Origin of the sequence: Streptomyces sp. NPDC086554 (assembly GCF_040686095.1) — a bacterium.
Taxonomy (GTDB): domain Bacteria; phylum Actinomycetota; class Actinomycetes; order Streptomycetales; family Streptomycetaceae; genus Streptomyces.
Genome location: NZ_JBFBJK010000016.1, coordinates 41333 through 57157 on the forward strand (window position 1 = coordinate 41333; position 15825 = coordinate 57157).

The following is a 15825-nucleotide window of genomic DNA, read 5'->3' on the forward strand; positions in this document are numbered from 1 at the left end:
ACCTGACACCTTCTGTCAGGTACCGGTGCACACTTGACCGCATGCGCGCCGACCGGGTTCTCGCCCTGCTCCTGCTGCTCCAGAACCGCGGGCGCATGACCGCGCCCGAACTGGCCGACGAGCTCAAGGTGTCGGTCCGCACCGTCTACCGGGACGTGGAGGCGCTGGCCGCGTCCGGAGTGCCCGTGTACGCCGAGCGCGGCCCGGCGGGCGGCTTCCGGCTGATGGACGGCTATCGCACCCGGCTTACCGGCCTCACCGACGACGAGGCGGACTCGCTGGCCCTCGCGGGCATGCCGGCGGCTGCCGCCGATCTCGGCTTGGGCGCCGAACTGGTCACCGCCCAGCTCAAGTTGGGTGCCGCACTGCCCGCCGGGCTCGGTGAGCGGTCCCGGCGGATCCAGGAGCGCTTCCTGCTCGACGCCGAGGGCTGGTTCCGGGCGGCCGACCCCGCGCCGCTGCTGCCCGTCGTCGCCGACGCCGTGTGGCGACGACGGGTCCTGCGGGCGCACTACCGACGCTGGGGCGGCGAGGTGCACCGCGAACTGCACCCCCTGGGCCTCGTCCTCAAGGCGGGCAACTGGTACCTGGTGGCGACCGCCGACGGCACCGTGCGCACGTACCGTGTCTCGCGCTTCCTGGACGTGGCGGCGGGGGACCGTCACGAACCGTCCGAGCGCCCCGCGGGGTTCGACCTGGCCGCGTACTGGCAGGCGGCATCCCAGGACCTGCAGGCCCGGGTGCTGCGGGGCACGGCACGGGTGCGGGTCTCCCCGGCCGGCCTTCGGCTGCTGCCCGCGCTGTTCGGGGCGGCCGGGGCGCGGGCCGTGGAGGCGGCGGGCGGGCCGGACGCGGAGGGCCGGCGGGTGGTCGACCTGGAGGTCGAGACGCTGCCGGTCGCCGTGAGCGACCTGCTCAGGCTCGGCCTCGAAGCCGAGGTGCTCGGACCGCCCGAACTCCGCGCCGAGCTGGCGAGAACCGTCACCGGGCTGGCCCAGCGGTACGCGTGAGCGCCCCGCGCCCGATCGCGCCTGACCGTGATTGTCAGTGGCTGCGGTTAGCGTCGTGATCGGTTTGCACGATGGGCGTACGAGTGTGGAGGATCCGGTGGCGGAGCAGCAGGAGCAGGCGGCGGAAGACGCCATGATGACGCGGATCGGGCAGGCGGTCATGCTGCACCACGGGGGCGACCGGGAGGAGGCGCAGGGCCGCTTCCTCGACCTGTGGTCGGAGATCGGCGAGGAGGGCGACCCGCTGCACCGCTGCACGCTCGCGCACTACATGGCGGACACGCAGGAGGACCCCACGGACGAACTGGCCTGGGACCTGCGGGCGTTGTCGGCGGCCGACGAGCTGACGGACGAGCGGCTGCACGAGCACCACCAGTCGATCGCGGTCCGCGGCTTCTATCCCTCCCTGCACCTCAACCTGGCGGCCGACTACGTGAAGCTGGAGCGCCCCGAGGCGGCGCGCAGCCACATCCGCCGGGCACGGGCAGCCGTGGGCACGTTGGGGGACGACGGGTACGGGGACGGGATCCGGGCGGCCATCGGCAGGCTGGAGCTGCGGCTGGGGGAGGGCAGCGACGTGGAGTGAGCCGGGGCGGACACGGCGGGGGCCGGGCGGCTGCGCGTCAACGCCCGTAGGTGCCCTCGCAGATGACGGATTCGGGGCTGCCCGGCTGCCAGCTGCCGTACTCCTCGCCCAGGGCGCAGACGTCCAGGACGGTGGGTGCGGCCGAGGGAAGCGCGGGCAGGGCGGGGTTCGCGGCTCGGTCGCCGTGGCGGTGCGGGGGATCGCTGGGGCGTTCGGGACGCTCGGGCCGCTCGGGGCGGGGTGTGCGGGGCGGCGCCGCCGGGACCGTCGCCGCGGTGCCGGTAGTGCTGGGGGTCGGACTGCGGGGCGGCCCGATGAGGTCGAGCGCCTCCCGCGCGGGGGCCTCCACGATCCGGGGGCGGGCGCTGCCGTCCGGGCGCGGCGCCGGGGGCGGTGCGGACACGGGGGCCGGTCCTTGCGCGGGCTTCCGCTCGACGCTCACACACCCGGAGACGGCGGTGACCGCCACGGATACCAGGAGCGTCGCGGTGGTCGTGGTTCGGTGCATTCGGGCAACTCTGCTGCGTTGTCCCGCCCTGCGGGAAGGGCGGCGGGCCAGAATGCCCCGCATGGGTGAAGGGGCGCTGCCGCTGGGAGTGCCGCATTTGTCTGCGGGTTGACTCCGCGTTGCGCGCCGCTTCGCGGCGGTTTTTTCCCGCCCACCCACCCGATTACCCCAACATCCCCCGCAGCAACTCCCGGAAGCCCGCGCGCAGGTCCTGTTCGCTCGGGACCGTGGCGTGGTACGTGCCGGCCACGCACGTGAACAACAGCCCGTCCGTCCACGCCACAAGGGTCAGCGTGTGCCGCTCGGGGTCCTTCGACCCCGCGGCCCGCAGCATCGCCGTCAACGGCTCCCTGAACTGCGCTCCCGCCGCGTCGTAATAGGCCCGCAGCTCCGGTCTGCGGGTCGCCTCGAGGGCCAGCTCGTAGCGGGAGACGAGGAGTTGGCGGAAGTCGCCGGAGAGGTAGCGGTGCACTGCAAGGGCGAGCGAGGCGATCAGTGCCTCGCGGCCGCCTGCGGGGTCCGGCAGCTCGTCGGGATCGAGCACCACCGCCTCGCGCTCCGCCTGCCGGCGCACCACCGTCTCCAGGAGCGCGAGGCGGGTGCGTGCGTGGTTCGACGTGGAGCCCTGCGGCAGTCCCGCCGCCTCGTCCACCGCCCGGTGCGTCAGGCCGCGCATACCGCGCTCGGTGAGCAGGGCGAGCGCCGTGTCGGCGATCAGTTCGGTGCGCGGCGTCCCCGCGCTGCGTACGGACATGGGGCAACCCTACCGCCAACCACTACAGGTGTAGTACGGTCGAGTCATCGACCACTACAGGTGTAGTGAGCAGAGTCGGAGGAGGAGCCATGGCACAGGGACAGCGAGCACGGCGTCCACAGCAGGGCGAGCGGCCGTACGCGGTCGTCATCGGCGGCGGCATCGGCGGGCTCACCGCCGCCATCGGCCTGCACCTGTCGGGCTGGCGGGTCACCGTCCTGGAGCGGGCGACCACACTGGAGCCCGTCGGCGCCGGCATCGCGCTCGCCCTCAACTCCCAGCGGGCCCTGGACGTCCTCGGCCTCGGCGAGCGGGTCCGCGAGCTCGCCGCCTGGGAGGGCGGCGGCGGGATGCGCGCGCAGAACGGACGCTGGCTCGTGCGGACCAGCGCCACGGCGGCCTCGCGGGAGTTCGGCGGCTCGCTCGTGCTGCTGCACCGCGCGACCGTCGTCGACCTGCTCGTCTCCGCGCTGCCCGCGGACGCCCTGCGCACCGGGGTGCGCGCGGAGCTCACCGACCCCGGCGCGGCCGACCGCAGGGCCGTCGTCACCACCGACGAAGGCACTATCGAGGCGGACCTCGTGATCGGCGCCGACGGCATCAACTCGGCCGTGCGCACGGCCCTTTTCCCGGCACATCCGCAGCCGGCGTACGCGGGATTCACCGCCTGGCGCCTGGTCGTCCCCGCCCCCGACCGCCCCTTCGAGCCGCACGAGACCTGGGGGCGCGGCGGAGTCTGGGGAACGCACCCGCTCAAGGACGGCAGGATCTACGCGTACGGCACCGCCACCGTGCCCGAGGGCGGCCACAGCCCCGACGGCGAGAAGGCCGAGCTGGCCCGCCGCTTCGCCGACTGGCACGACCCGATCCCCGCGATCATCGACGCCGCGCGCCCCAAGGACATCCTGCGCAGCGACGTACGCCACCTGACCACACCGCTCACCGCCTACCACCGGGGCCGCACCGCCCTCGTCGGCGACGCCGCGCACGCCATGACGCCCAGCCTCGGCCAGGGCGGCAACCAGGCCATCGAGGACGCCGTGGTGCTCGCCCACCACGCGGCACCCGGCGGCGACCTGTCCGCCGGGCTCGCCGCCTACAGCGCGGTGCGGGTGCCGCGCACCACCGCGATCGTCCGGCAGGCGGCACGCACCGCCCGGATGACCCATCTGACGAGCGCCCCGCTCATCGCCGTACGCAACACCCTCGTCGGCGCGGCGGCCCGCCTGGCACCCGACCTGATCCTGCGCGGCTTCGCCTCGATCGCCGACTGGCGCCCACCGCAGCCGCCGTATGCTGCGGGAACGGAACGCGTCCAGCAGGAGCAACGCGTACGGCACGAGCAACACGTACAGCGCTAGAGGAGACAGTGTGAAGGTCGGCTGCATCGGACTCGGTGACATCGCGCAGAAGGCCTATCTGCCGGTGCTCACCACCCTGCCGGGGGTCGAGCTGCACCTGCAGACGCGCACGCCCGCGACCCTCGCCCGGATCGCGGGCGTCCACCACATCCCCGACGAGCGCTGTCACACCGACCTGGACGCGCTGCTCGCCCAGGACCTGGACGCCGCGTTCGTGCACGCGTCGACCGCCGCGCACCCCGAGATCGTGACGCGGCTGCTCGAAGCGGACGTACCCGTCTACGTCGACAAGCCCCTCGCGTACGAACTCGCCGACTCCGAGCGGCTCGTGCGGCTCGCCGAGGAGCGCGGAACCAGCCTCGCCGTCGGCTTCAACCGCCGCCTCGCACCCGGCTACGCGCAATGCCTGGATCACCCGCGCGAGCTGATCCTGATGCAGAAGAACCGCATCGGCCTGCCCGAGGACGTGCGCACCCTCGTCCTCGACGACTTCATCCATGTCGTCGACACCCTGCGCTTCCTGGCGCCGGGACCGATCGACCACGTCGGTGTGCGGGCCCGGATCGCGGACGGGCTCCTGGAGCACATCGTGCTGCAGCTCGCGGGCGACGGGTTCACGGCGCTCGGCGTGATGAACCGGATGAGCGGCTCCACCGAGGAGATCCTCGAGGTCTCGGGGCAGGACACCAAGCGGCAGGTGCTCAACCTCGCCGAGGTCGTCGACCACAAGGGCCAGCCCACCGTGCGGCGGCGCGGCGACTGGGTGCCGGTCGCCCGGCAGCGCGGCATCGAGCAGGCGGTGCACTCCTTCCTCGACGCCGTGCGTGCCGGAAAGGTGCTCAGCGCCCGGGATGCGCTGGCGACCCATGAGCTGTGCGAGCGCGTGGTCCGCGCGGCTCAGGAGCAGGCCGCCTGAGCGAACGCACGCCCTCGGCCGCGCACAGGGCGGCGAGCGCGGCCAGGGCCGCGTACACGGGCCAGTCGCCGAACCTGACGTACGGCGTGACGCCCTTGGCCAGCGGTATCTCGTACGTCGCTGTGGCGCTCGCCGATGTGCCGAGCGGGGCCCCCAGGCGCTCGCCGTCCGCGCCGTACACCGCCGAGACGCCGGTGAGCGTGGCGTGCACCATGGGGCGCCCTGTCTCTGCGGCCCGCACCGCCGCGAGCGAGGCGTGCTGCTCGGGGGCCCAGCTGGACTGGAACGTCGAGGTGGACGACTGCGCGAGCAGCAACTGGGCGCCCTCGCGCGTCAGATGACGGCTCATGTCGGGGAACGCCGATTCGAAGCAGACCAGCGGACCGACCTTGAGGCCGTCCCCGACGTTCATCACGACCGGCCGTTCGCCGCGTATCCGGTCTTCGCCCGCCGCCTTGCCCACGGACGTCGCCCAGCCGAGGAGCGAGCGGGCGGGGACGTACTCGCCGAAGGGGACGAGCCGCATCTTGTCGTAGCGGTCGCCGGTCGGTCCCTGCGGGCCCACCAGGACGGAGCTCTTGAAGATGCCGGGCCCGTCGGAGCGGCGGGCGTCCACGTTCACCAGGATGTCGGCGCCGGTCTCGCGTGCCAGTGCCGCTATCCGGCGCGCGACGTCGGGGCGCTGTGTCAGGTCGTGGCCGACGCTGCTCTCGCCCCAGACGACGAGGTCCAGGTCCCGGTCCGCCAGGGAGCGGGTCAGCGCCTCCTCGCGCGCGAGCCGCTTGTCCACGCTGCCGGCCCCGTCGATCACGCCGGGCTGGACGACGGCGACCCGGATATGTCCGGCGGGCTCGGGGCGCGGCGCCCAGGCCCAGGCGGATGTGGTGACCGTGGCGACGGTCATGAGCCCGGCGACGGCCGGAATGCGGGTCGTCCCGAGGGCCCGTCCGGTGTGCGCCACGACGAGTACCGCGATGCCGACGTTGACGGCGACGATGAAGGCGCTGACCAGCCACACCCCGCCCACCGACGCGAGGCGCAGCGCGGGGGCGACCTGCCACTGGCTCGATCCGAGCAGCCCCCAGGGGCCGCCCAAGCCCTCCCAGGACCTGACCAGTTCGACCATCAGCCAGCCGGACGGCAGGACGAGCAGCGCGGCCGCCGTCCGCCCCGGCGACGCGGCCCCGCCCAGGAAGCGCCGCACAAGACAGGCCCAGGGCGCCCACAGCAGGCCGAGCAGCGCGGCGATGACGAGGGTGAACACATGCAGGCTCGGCAGCAGCCAGTGGTGCACGGCGATCATGAACCCGATGCCGCCGAGCCAGCCGTCGAGCGCGGCCCGGCGGCCGGTGCCCGCCGAGCGGGCGAGCAGGATCCACGGCACGAGCGCGACGTAGGCGAACCACCACAGAGAGGGAGCGGGGAAGGCGAGGGCAGGCAGCGCGCCGACCAGCACGGCGACGGCGCCGCGCCACCGGGGAGAAGCGAGCAGCTCCCGGCCCGCGGGGGGCGTCAGACGGGCCCGCCACCTGCTCCGGTCGTCGCCGACTGCCTCCATGCAGCGCCTCCTCGGTCCTCGACGCCCGGTCGTGTTCCCAGTGTGCGCGCCCGCGACGATCTAGGACAGGCGGACGCCGCCCGTGTCTGTGGCACTCATCCGGCGGCGGAGTTCTGGTCGTGCTGTACGGGGCTCTGCCGCCACCTCTCCTCGACGACCACCTGCCGCAGCCGCCAGCCGGCGTGCGTCCGCAGCGCCGCGAACGCGTACCTGCCGCCGCACACGAAGTCCGGCGCCGTGGACGCCCCACCGCCGTCCCGCGCGAACCGCATGGGGTTCACATAGTCGGCCTGTACATGGGCCGTGTCGCCGGTGTCCTGCTCCAGGGTCCCGAACCGGAGTCTGCGGTTGACGATCAGATGCTGGCGCATCGGGAAGAGCCGCATCGTGTCGGCGAGCCATCCGGCGATGTCGTCGGCGCCTGCCTCGATGCCACCGGCCGAGCGGTAGTCCGCACGGCCGTCCGGAGCGAACAGCTTCCGGTAGGCGTCCCAGTCGCCGTCGTCGACGGTGACCGCGTACTCGGTGATCAGGGCGTCGATGGCCAACCGGTCGAGCACGGCCGCGAGTTCCACACGCTGCGTCATCGGCTCAGTGTTGGGCACCGGGGGTGCGCAGCCAAGGGTCGTGCAGGTACGAACCCTGGGCCCGTGCGGTACCGGAACTGCGCGACCAGCCCCCACCGGCCCGCAGGTTTCACCGCACTACCCGCGGAGCGCCCGGCTGCGTCGCGCCGCCGCCAGCGAGGCCGGGTCGAGCTCGACGACGAGCTCATCGCCCTCGTACCTGCCGCGCTCCTCGATCGCCAGGCCGATCAGCGCCAACTCGGCTGCCTCATCGCGTAGTTGGGCCTGCTCGGGGGACTCGTCGTCGAACCGGTCGGTCTCGTCGCGCCGCCATGCGTCGACGGCAGCGTCGGCCGCGTCGCGCGGCAGCCGTACGGTGATCCGTCCGGTCCGCTCGTCAGGGCCGGGGGCGTCGTCCTGGCCGGCGAGATGCCCGCCGAGCGTGGCGAGTAGCGCCGCGTCCCGCCGATAGCGAAGGTACTGCTCATGAGCCCGCGTAACCGCAGCGTACTGATCGACGCCGGTGGCGTGCTGGTCCCCGATTACCTGCCCGGCGTCGCGGCAGCCTGGGGCGAGCGGCTCGGCCTCTCGCCCGCCGACTTCCTGGCCGCCCTGTACGACGGCAACGACACCGGCGTTCTCATCGGCCGTGTCGGCGAGGACGCCTGGTGGGACACCGTCCGGGAGCGCCTGCGGATCGGCCCGGACCTGATCGGTGAGCTGCGGCGCGATCTGGCGGCCCGGGAGACCTGGGACGCGGCGCTGGTCGCTCGGCTGCGCACCCTGCGCGGGGCGGGCGTGCCGACCGCCGTGGTCAGCAACACCTGGCCCGGGCTGCGGGAGCGGATGACGGACGGCGGCCTGGTCGACATCGCCGACGAGCTGGTCCTGTCCTGCGAGGTCGGTTGCGCCAAGCCGGACCCGCGGATCTACGAGATCGCGCTGGGGCGGCTTGGCGCCGAGCCGGAAGGGTCGCTGTTCATCGACGACATGCCCGCCAATGTCACGGCAGCGCGGGCACTGGGGATGGCAGGTCACGTACACACGGATACGGCCTCGACCCTGGACCGCATCGAGGAGTTCATCGCTCCGGTGTGAGCGGGCGAACCGGCGCCAACTGGGCCGCGCCTACGCCGCCTTCACGACCTCTTCGCGCACGGCCGCCGCCCACTCGGTCACCAACTGTTCGTACTCCCGCCGCTGTTCGGCCGAGAGGCGGCCGTCGGCGCGCAGCCACAGGCCGCGGATCCGCTCGTTCAACTCCGCGGCAGACCGCACGGAACCAGAGGGCTGAGAGCTTAAGGGCATGCGGTCAAGCCTAGGGGATGGCTACGACAATCGGAACTGTCCGCTACTGGGCAGATCCTCCAAGTGAGCGTCGAGGGGCTGGTGTTGGGGTCGGTGCGCGGGGGAGGCTGTGATGGATCACTCAACGGACCAGGTGAGGAGCCGCCTGTGGCGAGCGGTTGGACGGCGGATGTCCTGCTCGGCTCCATCGTCCTCCTGGGTGCGTCGGTGCAGTGGCTCACGGGCATGGGGTTCGCGCTCGTCACGGTGCCCGCCCTGGTGTTGATCCTCGGCCCGGCCGAAGGCGTGGTCCTCGCGAACTGCGCCGGCTGTGCGATCAGCGTGGTCGGCCTGGCAGGCGCCTGGCGGCAGGTGCGCCCCTCCGCGATGGTCCCGCTGGTGGCGGCGGCGGTGTGCACCGTCCCCGCCGGTACGTGGGCGGCCCGGCGGCTGCCCGAGCCCGTGCTGCTGACCGCCATGGGCGCCCTGGTGAGCGTGGCGGTGCTGCTGGTGATGCGGGGCGTCCGGATGCCCGTCCTGCGCGGCAGGAAGGGGGCGCTCGCCGCTGGTGCGGCGGGTGGGTTCATGAACGCGTCGGCGGGTGTGGGCGGTCCGCCGGTCTCCTTGTACGCGGTCAACGCGGGCTGGACGGTACGGGAGTTCGTGCCGAACGCGCTGTTCTACGGAGTCGTGGTGAACGCCTTCTCCGTGGCGGCCAACGGAGTGCCGCGCCTCGCCGCACCGGTGTGGGTCCTTGCCGTGGCCGCGATGGCGGCGGGCGCCGTGATCGGCAGGGCGATCGCCGCCCGTGTCCCGGAGCGCCAGGCCCGCAGGCTCGTGCTGCTGCTGGCCCTCGGCGGCGGGATCACGACGCTCGCCAAGGGACTCTGGGGGCTGTGACCTGGCCCTTTGTCGTGGCCCTTGATCGTGACCCGTACGGCGTAACAGAGAGAGCCGCAGCGACGCCTGGTCCAAGGTCGCGCAGTCCGTGCCGAAGCTCATCGGCTTCCTGGTCGTCCCAACCCGGTCTCCACGATGCTCGACGGCATCGTCGCCCTCGGCGCCGGGCTCAAGCCTTCTCCGGGGTGAGGCTGTGCCGCCTCACCAGGCAGAGCCCGGCGCCCCGCACGTCACAACGAAGGCCCTCGCCTCATCCCGCCGATTCCCCCGCGTGCGGGCTGAGCGTGCCGGCGCCGACGAGGATGAACAGGAGGATGCCGAGCAGGATGCGGTAGTAGACGAAGGGCATGAAGGACTTCGTCGTGATGAACTTCATGAACCATGCGATCACCGCGTAGCCCACCACGAAGGCGATGATCGTCGCGAAGATCGTGGGGCCCCACGACACATGACCGCCATTGCTCGCGTCCTTCAGCTCGAAGGCGCCGGACGCGAGGACGGCCGGGATGGCGAGCAGGAACGAGTAGCGGGCCGCGGCCTCGCGGGTGTAGCCCATCAGCAGGCCGCCGCTGATCGTGGCGCCCGAGCGGGAGACGCCGGGGATGAGGGCCATGGCCTGGCAGACGCCGAAGATCAGGCCGTCGCGTACGCCCAGTTCCTTCAGGCTCTTGCGTTCCTTCACGGCGCGGTGCTTGCCGCCGGTCTCGTCGCGGGCCGCGAGGCGGTCGGCGATGCCGAGGACGATGCCCATGACGATGAGGGTCGTGGCGATCAGGCGCAGATCGCGGAAGGGGCCCTCGATCTGGTCTTTGAACGTGACGCCGAGAACCCCGATCGGGATCGAGCCGACGATGACGAGCCAGCCCATCTGCGCGTCGTGGTCGGAGCGCGGCACCTTGCCGAAGAGGGAGCCGAACCACGCGGTGATGATCCGTCCGATGTCCTTGCGGAAGTAGATCAGCACGGCGGCCTCGGTGCCGATCTGGGTGATCGCGGTGAACGCGGCCCCCGGATCGTGCCAGCCCGCGAACGCCGCGGTCAGCCGCAGATGCGCGCTGGACGAGATCGGGAGGAACTCGGTCAGTCCCTGGACGAGCCCGAGGATGAAGGATTCAAGCCAAGACATGGAAACTGCGCCGTCCAAGTACTGATCATGGGCTGCGGGTGCGGTCAGGTGCGTGGGACGAGGGGGATGCGGGCGGTACGTGAGCGAGGGGTGATCAAGCCCTTGCCGTGGGGCAGCGTAGCGTCACTTGGTTAAGCGGCTTCCGTCGGACCCTTCGTCGTCCAGCCCAGTGCCTGCGGGTGCGCGGTGAGGTCGTCGTGGTGGACCCGGTCGCCGCAGGCCCCGCAGGTCACGACCGGCAGCATCTCGTGGCCGCAGGCGTGCTCGATGACCATCGGGCGGTCGTCGTCCTTGCGCAGGTGCCGGTCGCCCCAGGCCATCAGGGTCATCAGGACCGGTTCGAGTTCGAGGCCGGCCTGCGTGGGGCGGTACTGGAAGCGCTGCGGGCGTTCGCTGTAGGGGATCTTCTCCAGGACGCCCGCGTCCACCAGGCGGCGCAGGCGGGTCGCGAGGACGTCACGCGGGGCGCCGATGTTGCGCACCAGCTGGTCGAAGCGTCCGTTGCCGAGGCAGACCTCGCGCAGGACGAGCAGGGAGTACTTCTCGCCGACGAGGGCGAGGGCGTCGGCGATCGAGCAGGGGCGCGCATCCTTCATGACGGGCAGTCTAGGGGGAGCGAAACAGAGGGTTTGAATTTCCAACTCACGAGGTTATGGTGAGTTCAGATTTCCTACTCACTGGTAATCGCCATGGGGGAGTGCCGTTCCGTGCCCCTCCTCGGCGCCCTAGGAGGCCCGCACCATGCGTGACGCCGTCATCGTCGAAGCCGTACGCACCCCGGTCGGCAAGGGAAAGCCCAACGGCTCCCTCGCCCACATCCACCCGGTCGAGCTCCTCGCCCACACCCTGCGCAGCCTCGTGGAGCGCAGTGGCGTCGATCCGGCCCGCATCGACGACGTGATCGGCGGCTGCGTCGACCAGGTCGCCGAGCAGGCCATGAACACCACCCGCTACGCCGTCCTCTCCGCCGGCTTCCCGGAGTCCGTGCCCGCCACCACCGTGGACCGCCAGTGCGGTTCCTCCCAGCAGGCCGTGCACTTCGCCGCGCAGGGCGTCATCTCCGGGGCGTACGACATGGCCGTCGCCTGCGGTGTGGAGTCGATGAGCCGCGTACCGATGTGGTCGAACGTCCCGGCGGGCGCCGACCCCTTCGGACCCGGCGTCGCCGAGCGCTTCCCCGAAGGGCTCGTCCCGCAGGGCATCAGCGCCGAACTCATCGCCGCCAAGTGGTCCATCGGACGTGAGCGGATGGACGCCTTCGCGACGACATCGCACCAGCGCGCCGCGCGGGCCTGGGACGACGGCCTCTTCGACGCCGAGGTCGCCCCGATCGAGGGCGTCACCCGCGACGAGTCCGTACGTCCCGCCACCACTCCGGAGATCCTCGCCGGCCTGAAGCCCGCCTACGAAGACCCCGCCTTCGGCGAGCGCTTCCCGCAGATCGACTGGTCCGTCACGGCGGGCAACACCAGCCCCATCAACGACGGGGCGTCTGCCGTCCTCATCACCACCAGCGAGAACGCGGCGCGACTCGGCCTGCGGCCGCTGGCCCGTCTGCACAGCTTCGCCGTCACCGGGTCCGATCCGCTCCTCATGCTCACCGGGGTCCTGCCCGCCACCGAGAAGGTGCTGCGCAACGCCTCGTTGAGCCTCGACGACATCGACCTCTTCGAGGTCAATGAGGCGTTCGCGAGTGTGGTGCTTGCTTGGCTGCAGGAGACTGGCGTTGACCCGGAGAAGGTGAATGTGCACGGGGGCGCGATTTCGTTGGGGCATCCCTTGGGTGCGAGTGGTACGCGGCTCATGACGACCCTGGTGCATGCCATGCGGGTGCGCGGAGCGCGCTTTGGGCTGCAGACCATGTGCGAGGCCGGGGGTCTTGCCAACGCCACCATTCTTGAAGCGTTGTAGCTCTGCTGGGGGCCGGTACTTCGTCTGAAGGTGCGTGGGGGCTTGTCGCGCCCACGCGGCGGAGCCGCACAATGTCACAGCCCCGCGCCCCTCCGGGGGCGCTTCCCCTCGGGGCGTCTTATTTGCCCCGCAGGTGGTGGCGTTTGCGCCAGGCGACCAGTAGCCCCGCCAACCCCGTCACCGCGATGAACCCCATCGCGATCAGGAATGCGGGTGACGTGGGTGTCGAGGCGCGGGCGCCTGCGACGACGTACGCGGCGGTGTTCGGGATCGAGCCCAGGGCCGTGGCGAGCAGGAACGGCAGCCAGCCCATGCGGGACACCGCCGCGCAGTAGTTGGCGGCCGCGAACGGCACCCCGGGGAATAGCCGCACCGCGAGCATCGAGCGGAACCCGTGTCTGCTCAGCTGGCCGTCCGCCGCGTTCAGCCAGCGGCCACGGAGCAGCGGGCGCAGCGCGTCCTGTCCCAGCATCCGTCCGAGGCCGAAGGCGATCCCGGCGCCGATGACCGTCCCCGCGATCGCCGCCGGGAGCCCCGCCTGCGATCCGAACAGGGCGCCCGCCGCCAGATTCAGGAGGGGGCGTGGCACGAACGCCGCGGTGCACAGGCCGTACGCGGCAGCGAACACAAGCACCGCTGCGGCGCCGCCCAACTGCCGGGGCCACCCGTCGGACAGCAGCCGCTGCGGCTCGAAGACCAGCACGCACGCCCCGGCCGCCGCGAGCAGGACCACCAGCAAGGACAGCCGCGACCACGGCGAGAGCAGGGCCCTCGCGCAGCGCACGGCGATGCCCTGCGGGCGGGCGGCAGCGGCGGTGTCGAGCATCCGGGGAGACTAACCGACTTACGTGTGTGATCGCCGTAGGGTGCGTCTCATGAGCGTCACAGTCCCGGGCGTCACCGTCCCGCGCAGCGGTCTGGCCGACATGGTCATGGAGCGGCTCACCGCCACGTACCCGAAGGCGGCCGATCCGCAGCGGGCCGCGCAGGCACAGGCGTACATGAAGGACGTCGCGCCCTTCCTGGGCCTGCCCACGCCGCTGCGCCGCGAGCTGTCCCGCACGGTGCTCGCCGGGACCCCGCGCCCCGACGAGTCGGACTGTGCCGCGATCGCGCTGCGCTGCTGGGAGCTGCCGGAGCGCGAGTACGCCTACTTCGCCGTCGACTATCTGCGCCGTTACGTGAAGCGCCTCTCCTCCGGCTTCCTGCCCGTCGCCCGCCGCCTTGTGACCACCGTCTCCTGGTGGGACACGGTCGACGCACTCGCCTCGCACGTCGTCGGTGGCCTCGTCGCGGCCGACCCCAAGCTGAAGTCCGAGATGGACGCCTGGATCGAGGACGACGATCTGTGGGTGGCCCGCACCGCCCTCCTCCATCAGCTCCGGTACAAGGACGCCACCGACACCGAGCGCCTCTTCGCGTACTGCGTACGTCAGTCCGGACACCCCGACTTCTTCATCCGCAAGGCCATCGGCTGGTGTCTGCGCGAGTACGCCAAGACCGACCCGGACGCCGTGCGCGACTTCGTCGAGAGGGAAGGCGGCCGTCTGGCGCCGCTCTCGGTGCGCGAGGCGCTGAAGAACCTCTGACCGGCAGGCACGCCAACTGCCGCGCGCCGAAAACCATTCGCCCCGCACGGCCCGATCGGCGATGATCTGCGACATGTTCCGGTATGCCTTTCCCGCAGCTTCGACCGCAGGCGCGGTCGCTGCGAAGGCTGCCGTCCTCCTCTGCGCCGCACTTCCCGTCGACGGCGCCCGACGCTGACCCTCCCCGGACACTCCGGCGGACCCCATAGGGGGAGGGTCGGTTCGGCCCCGGGGTCCCCGTCCCGAGCGCGTACGCGATGACGTGCGCCCAGGACTTCAGCTTCGAGTTCCGGAGAAGGAACCGCCATGTCCAAGACGGCTTACGTCCGCACGAAACCGCACCTCAACATCGGCACGATGGGCCATGTCGACCACGGCAAGACCACCCTGACCGCCGCCATCACCAAGGTCCTCAGCGAGCGCGGCACCGGCACGTTCGTGCCCTTCGACCGCATCGACCGCGCCCCCGAGGAGGCACAGCGCGGCATCACCATCAACATCGCGCACGTCGAGTACGAGACCGACACCCGCCACTACGCGCACGTGGACATGCCGGGCCACGCCGACTACGTAAAGAACATGGTCACCGGCGCCGCGCAGCTGGACGGGGCGATCCTCGTCGTGTCCGCGCTCGACGGGATCATGCCGCAGACCGCCGAGCACGTCCTGCTCGCCCGGCAGGTCGGCGTCGACCACATCGTCGTCGCCCTCAACAAGGCCGACGCCGGTGACGAGGAGCTCACCGACCTCGTCGAGCTGGAGGTGCGCGAGCTGCTGAACGCGCACGGGTACGGAGGCGACTCCGTCCCCGTCGTACGGGTCTCGGGGCTGAAGGCGCTGGAGGGCGACCCACGGTGGGCCGCCGCCATCGAGGCGCTGCTCGACGCGGTGGACACCTATGTGCCCATGCCCGAGCGGTATGTCGACGCGCCCTTCCTGCTGCCCGTGGAGAACACCTTCACGATCACTGGTCGCGGCACGGTCGTCACCGGCGCCGTCGAGCGCGGCACCATCAAGGTCGGCGACCGCGTCAGCGTCCTCGGTGGTCTCGGCGCGGACACCGATACGGTGGTCACCGGGCTCGAGACCTTCGGCAAGCCGATGGACAGCGCCCAGGCGGGCGACAACGTGGCGCTGCTCCTTCGCGGGGTGCCCCGCGATGGGGTGCGCCGCGGCCACATCGTGGCGGCGCCCGGCAGCGTCACACCTGCGCGTCGCTTCACCGCGCAGGTGTACGTCCTGTCGACGAAGGAGGGCGGCCGGTCGACGCCGATCGCGACCGGCTACCGGCCGCAGTTCTACCTCCGCACCGCGGACGTCGTCGGCGACGTCGACCTCGGCGATGCCGCCGTCGCCCGGCCCGGCGACACCGTCACCATGACCGTCGAGCTCGGCCGCGACGTGCCCTTGGAGACGGGCCTCGGCTTCGCGATCCGCGAGGGCGGCCGCACCGTGGGCGCGGGCACCGTGACCGAGGTGCTCGGCTAGGGAGCCGGCGGTCAGGATCCGGGGTCGTCTGTTCTCCGGGCCGGTGCCTGGTCTGCATGTGCTTCAGTACGTACGCAGACCAGGCACCGTCCGCCGCCTCCACGGCCACCGTTGCAGGCGACGGCTCCTCAACCAGATTCGGCTCGTTGGCCTCCCAGCTCCACCAGTGCTCTGGCGGCCCGGATGCGGTTGTGGTGTTCGCGGACGGCGAGATGCTGGAAGACGACCTCGGGCGAGCCTCGTCCGCCGCCGGGGTAGCGCAAGG

18 protein-coding genes are annotated in these 15825 nt (G+C 71.9%); 10 read left to right on the plus strand and 8 right to left on the minus strand.

What is annotated here, in order from left to right; genetic code table 11:
* The first annotated feature begins 41 nt into the window (after positions 1-41).
* Both AB0O76_RS25730 and AB0O76_RS25735 read left to right on the plus strand, forming a co-directional pair.
* Positions 42-1010 (plus strand): WYL domain-containing protein, encoded by a 969-nt coding sequence (locus AB0O76_RS25730; RefSeq protein ID WP_365495747.1) that lies wholly within the window; start codon positions 42-44, stop codon positions 1008-1010.
* 97 nt (positions 1011-1107) lie between these two features.
* A complete protein-coding gene (locus AB0O76_RS25735) occupies positions 1108-1596 on the plus strand; it encodes a hypothetical protein (protein ID WP_365495750.1) in 489 nt (162 codons plus the stop codon).
* Between the two features lie 37 nt (positions 1597-1633).
* On the opposite strand, the gene AB0O76_RS25740 is transcribed toward AB0O76_RS25735, so the two are convergent.
* Together AB0O76_RS25740 and AB0O76_RS25745 are read right to left on the minus strand one after the other, a co-directional pair.
* Positions 1634-2104 (minus strand): hypothetical protein, encoded by a 471-nt coding sequence (locus AB0O76_RS25740; RefSeq protein ID WP_365495753.1) that lies wholly within the window; start codon positions 2102-2104, stop codon positions 1634-1636.
* Between the two features lie 163 nt (positions 2105-2267).
* Positions 2268-2858: a TetR/AcrR family transcriptional regulator gene (locus AB0O76_RS25745; protein WP_365495756.1), complete on the minus strand. Its 591-nt coding sequence runs from the start codon at positions 2856-2858 to the stop codon at positions 2268-2270.
* An 89-nt stretch (positions 2859-2947) separates the two neighbouring features.
* On the opposite strand from AB0O76_RS25745, the gene AB0O76_RS25750 reads away from it, so the two are divergent.
* Positions 2948-4219 carry an FAD-dependent monooxygenase gene (locus AB0O76_RS25750; protein ID WP_365495759.1) on the plus strand — a complete coding sequence of 424 codons (1272 nt, stop codon included), beginning with the start codon at positions 2948-2950 and terminating at the stop codon, positions 4217-4219.
* Between the two features lie 10 nt (positions 4220-4229).
* Positions 4230-5135: a Gfo/Idh/MocA family oxidoreductase gene (locus AB0O76_RS25755; protein WP_365495762.1), complete on the plus strand. Its 906-nt coding sequence runs from the start codon at positions 4230-4232 to the stop codon at positions 5133-5135.
* Here the strand turns inward: AB0O76_RS25755 and lnt are convergent.
* Positions 5059-6693 carry an apolipoprotein N-acyltransferase gene (lnt, locus tag AB0O76_RS25760; protein ID WP_365495765.1) on the minus strand — a complete coding sequence of 545 codons (1635 nt, stop codon included), beginning with the start codon at positions 6691-6693 and terminating at the stop codon, positions 5059-5061. The genes AB0O76_RS25755 and lnt overlap by 77 nt on opposite strands.
* A 95-nt stretch (positions 6694-6788) precedes the next feature.
* Positions 6789-7280: a nuclear transport factor 2 family protein gene (locus tag AB0O76_RS25765; RefSeq protein WP_365495768.1), complete on the minus strand. Its 492-nt coding sequence runs from the start codon at positions 7278-7280 to the stop codon at positions 6789-6791.
* A 258-nt stretch (positions 7281-7538) separates the two neighbouring features.
* Between AB0O76_RS25765 and AB0O76_RS25770 the strand changes: the two genes are divergently transcribed.
* Both AB0O76_RS25770 and AB0O76_RS25775 read left to right on the plus strand, forming a co-directional pair.
* Positions 7539-7712 (plus strand): hypothetical protein, encoded by a 174-nt coding sequence (locus tag AB0O76_RS25770; protein ID WP_365495771.1) that lies wholly within the window; start codon positions 7539-7541, stop codon positions 7710-7712.
* Positions 7713-7745: 33 nt separating this feature from the next.
* Entirely contained in the window at positions 7746-8357 is a 612-nt protein-coding gene (locus tag AB0O76_RS25775; protein WP_365495774.1) for an HAD family phosphatase, read from the plus strand.
* A 30-nt stretch (positions 8358-8387) separates the two neighbouring features.
* Here AB0O76_RS25775 and AB0O76_RS25780 read toward each other — a convergent pair whose 3' ends face one another.
* Positions 8388-8567 carry a hypothetical protein gene (locus tag AB0O76_RS25780; RefSeq protein ID WP_365495776.1) on the minus strand — a complete coding sequence of 60 codons (180 nt, stop codon included), beginning with the start codon at positions 8565-8567 and terminating at the stop codon, positions 8388-8390.
* 147 nt (positions 8568-8714) lie between these two features.
* Between AB0O76_RS25780 and AB0O76_RS25785 the strand changes: the two genes are divergently transcribed.
* On the plus strand, positions 8715-9446 hold the full coding sequence (locus AB0O76_RS25785; RefSeq protein ID WP_365495778.1) for a sulfite exporter TauE/SafE family protein: 732 nt from the start codon (positions 8715-8717) through the stop codon (positions 9444-9446).
* Positions 9447-9696: 250 nt separating this feature from the next.
* Here the strand turns inward: AB0O76_RS25785 and AB0O76_RS25790 are convergent, their stop codons facing one another.
* Positions 9697-10572, minus strand: coding sequence for an undecaprenyl-diphosphate phosphatase (locus AB0O76_RS25790; protein ID WP_365495780.1), 876 nt, complete (start codon positions 10570-10572; stop codon positions 9697-9699).
* Positions 10573-10703: 131 nt separating this feature from the next.
* On the minus strand, positions 10704-11177 hold the full coding sequence (locus AB0O76_RS25795; RefSeq protein ID WP_365495971.1) for a helix-turn-helix domain-containing protein: 474 nt from the start codon (positions 11175-11177) through the stop codon (positions 10704-10706).
* A 136-nt stretch (positions 11178-11313) separates the two neighbouring features.
* On the opposite strand from AB0O76_RS25795, the gene AB0O76_RS25800 reads away from it, so the two are divergent.
* Positions 11314-12483: a thiolase family protein gene (locus AB0O76_RS25800; RefSeq protein ID WP_365495782.1), complete on the plus strand. Its 1170-nt coding sequence runs from the start codon at positions 11314-11316 to the stop codon at positions 12481-12483.
* Positions 12484-12601: 118 nt separating this feature from the next.
* Here the strand turns inward: AB0O76_RS25800 and AB0O76_RS25805 are convergent, their stop codons facing one another.
* Positions 12602-13309 carry a TVP38/TMEM64 family protein gene (locus AB0O76_RS25805; protein ID WP_365495784.1) on the minus strand — a complete coding sequence of 236 codons (708 nt, stop codon included), beginning with the start codon at positions 13307-13309 and terminating at the stop codon, positions 12602-12604.
* Positions 13310-13358: 49 nt separating this feature from the next.
* Between AB0O76_RS25805 and AB0O76_RS25810 the strand changes: the two genes are divergently transcribed.
* Entirely contained in the window at positions 13359-14072 is a 714-nt protein-coding gene (locus AB0O76_RS25810; RefSeq protein WP_365495785.1) for a DNA alkylation repair protein, read from the plus strand.
* 306 nt (positions 14073-14378) lie between these two features.
* Positions 14379-15560 (plus strand): elongation factor Tu, encoded by a 1182-nt coding sequence (gene tuf / locus AB0O76_RS25815; RefSeq protein WP_365495787.1) that lies wholly within the window; start codon positions 14379-14381, stop codon positions 15558-15560.
* Positions 15561-15825 lie beyond the last annotated feature (265 nt).